Origin of the sequence: Actinoalloteichus spitiensis RMV-1378 (assembly GCF_000239155.1) — a bacterium.
In the GTDB taxonomy this organism is placed as follows: Bacteria; Actinomycetota; Actinomycetes; order Mycobacteriales; family Pseudonocardiaceae; genus Actinoalloteichus_B; species Actinoalloteichus_B spitiensis.
The window spans coordinates 1-1,787 of sequence record NZ_AGVX02000762.1 but is presented as its reverse complement, the minus strand read 5'-3'; the positions used below and the strand labels follow the sequence as shown (position 1 = coordinate 1,787).

The 1,787-nt window shown below is 71.4% G+C and carries 1 protein-coding gene; it reads left to right on the top strand.

Translation table 11 applies throughout. The features are described 5' to 3' along the window. The first annotated feature begins 547 nt into the window (after positions 1 to 547). Positions 548 to 1,696: a S1 family peptidase gene (locus tag ACTIDRAF_RS0224960; protein ID WP_026066477.1), complete on the top strand. Its 1,149-nt coding sequence runs from the start codon at positions 548 to 550 to the stop codon at positions 1,694 to 1,696. Positions 1,697 to 1,787: the final 91 nt, after the last annotated feature.

Genomic DNA, 1,787 nt, shown 5'->3' with positions numbered 1-1,787 from the left:
AACGGGCGGCTTCCCCCGATCGGGGGAAGCCGCCCGTTGACGTGCGTGCCGCACGCGGAACCGGGAGGAACGGGGGGTTGGCACCCGGCCGGACGGAAGCACCCGTTCGGACCAGGACTCGTTCACCGCGCAACGACCGGAACAGGGGCACGACAGCGGGATCCCATTACGGGACGTAAGCGCCAGTCCGACGACCGTGACGGTTTTTCCCCGGTTGGCGGATATCCGTAACAAGATCCTGAGCCAAGACTTTCACTCCAACGGGGGCCTGGATGAACCGGCGGCGACGCCGGTGTGAACGGAGAGGACCCAGATGTTCACGTCGGACACCTACTGACGCCACCCAGGTCCACGACACCGACCTCCCCTCCCACCGCCACAGCCGAACTGCGGAACCCCTGAGCCAGGGCTGTTGGTGCCCAGCCCAGCCGCGCCGACCGGCACGGCCCAGTCCACCTCGGACGAGGCACTTCCGGGGCGGGGGCCTCTCGCCTGACCCACTCCCCTCCCCGGATATCCCTGCACCCCTACACGGGAGACGCGAAACATGAGGAACAGATCCTTGGCCCGCATTGCCGGTGCCCTGGTCGCGGCCGCTGGCACGGCCACCGCGCTGGCCCTGCCAGCAGGCGCGGACACCCCCTCCCCGGACGGGGCCGACGCCACCGTGGCGTCGCCGGAGATGCTCTCGGCGATGCAGCGGGACCTCGGCCTGACCGAGCAGGAGGCACTGACGAGGGTCGCGGTGGAGGCCACCGCCGTCGAGACCGAGGACGAGCTGCGGGCGAGCCTGGGTCCGGCCTTCGGCGGAGCCCACTTCGACGGGGACACGAACACGCTCGTCGTCGGCGTGACCAGCGCCGCCAAGGCCGACGAGGTCCGCGCCGCCGGGGCGACACCGGAGGTCGTGGCCTTCAGCGCCGACACCCTGGACGGCGTCGTGTCGACCCTCAACGAGACCAGCGAGGTTCCGGACGGCGTGACCGGCTGGTACGTGGACACCGCGGACAACACCGTCGTGGTGACCACCGCCCTCGGCAGCGGTGAGGCGGCGGCGGACTTCGTCGCCGAGTCCGGGGTCAACGCCGACGCGGTGACCGTGGTGGAGAGCACCGAGCAGCCTCGGACCCTCTACGACATCATCGGCGGCGACGCCTACTACTTCGGTGGCTCCCGTTGCTCGGTCGGCTTCTCCGTGTCGGTCGGCTACGTGACCGCCGGGCACTGCGGTGGGGTCGGCACCGCGACCCAGGGCTACAACCGCGTCTCCTCCGGCCAGGTCGCCGGCTCGGTCTTCCCGGGCAGCGACATGGGTTACGTCCGGACCAACGCCAACTGGACCCCCCGCCCCCTGGTGAACCGCTACAGCGGCGGCGCCACCGTCACCGTCAGCGGCTCGAACGAGGCCGCCGTCGGCGCCTCCATCTGCCGGTCCGGCTCCACCACCGGCTGGCGCTGCGGCACCGTCCAGGCCAAGAACCAGACCGTCTTCTACGCCCAGGGCGCCGTCAGCGGCCTGACCAGGACCAACGCCTGCGCCGAGGGTGGTGACTCCGGTGGCTCCTGGCTGAGCGGCAGCCAGGCCCAGGGCGTCACCTCCGGTGGCTCCGGCAACTGCACCTGGGGTGGCACCACCTACTTCCAGCCGCTGAACCCGATCCTCTCCCGCTGGGGCCTGTCCCTGACCCGGGGCTGACCCAACCGCTGCTCCGCACTCGTGAACACGGGCCGCCCACTCCGACCGGAGGGGCGGCCCGTCCCAGCGGAGCACTGGGCGCGCGCCGTCC

Excerpts from the sequence above, each read along its gene's own strand:
- ACTIDRAF_RS0224960 (WP_026066477.1), top strand. The coding sequence starts at position 548 with ATGAGGAACAGATCCTTGGCCCGCATTGCCGGTGCCCTGGTCGCGGCC.